The organism is Jejuia spongiicola, from assembly GCF_023502325.1.
GTDB classification, from domain to species: Bacteria; Bacteroidota; Bacteroidia; order Flavobacteriales; family Flavobacteriaceae; genus Wocania_A; species Wocania_A spongiicola.
Window position 1 is genome coordinate 1 of sequence record NZ_JAMFLZ010000024.1, and the last position, 897, is coordinate 897.

1 protein-coding gene is annotated in these 897 nt (G+C 36.2%); it reads left to right on the plus strand.

Annotation, left to right across the window (positions count from 1 at the left end):
• A partial coding sequence (locus M3P09_RS17185; RefSeq protein ID WP_249974057.1) for a BspA family leucine-rich repeat surface protein occupies positions 1-897 on the plus strand: 897 nt, incomplete at both ends.

Genomic DNA, 897 nt, shown 5'->3' on the forward strand with positions numbered 1-897 from the left:
CCTTGGATGTAGAGCTGAAGATTATTTTATAACCACTTGGGTGGTTGAAGAAAATGAAACTATTACCATTCCTACAACTGGAACAGGCTATAGTTATGATGTAGATTGGAGTTATGATGGTGCTACTTTTAATCCAGAATCTACCAATGTTTCTGGTAATGCAACAAGTACTACTTTAACAGCAGGTACATACACTGTTGCTATTCGTGGTGTTTTCCCTAGAATCTATTTTAACAATACAGGAGATAAAGATAAAATGCAAACGATTGAACAATGGGGTACAAATATTTGGATCTCTCTGGAACAGTCGTTTCGAGGGTGTAGTAATTTAGTGCTAAACGCAACAGACACTCCAAATTTAAGTAAAGCCTCTTCAATGCAAAGTATGTTTTTAGGGTGTAGTTCTTTTGTAGATAATGGAGGGGCTATTAACAATTGGGAGGTAAGCACGATTACTAATATGCAACAAGTATTTCAAAGTACCTCATTTAATTCCCCCATCAATAATTGGGAGGTAAGTGCTGTTACATCTATGTCAAATATGCTTAGAAACACACCTTTTAATCAACCCCTTGATAACTGGGATACCTCTAGCGTAACTAATATGCGTGGTATGTTTTCTTTCACTAGAAATTTTAACCAGAATATAGGTAACTGGGATATTAGTAATGTTACAGCAATGGATGATATGTTTTTTGATGCTACCCTATCTCAAGAAAACTACGATGCTACTTTAATAGGTTGGCATACAGACTCTAGTGGTGTTGCTAATGATGGTATTGATGATGTCCCTAATAATATAACTTTTCATGGAGGCAGTAGTCAGTACTGTACAGCAGAAACTGCTTGGAATAGCTTAGACACTACTTTTAATTGGACGATTACTGATGGTGGGAA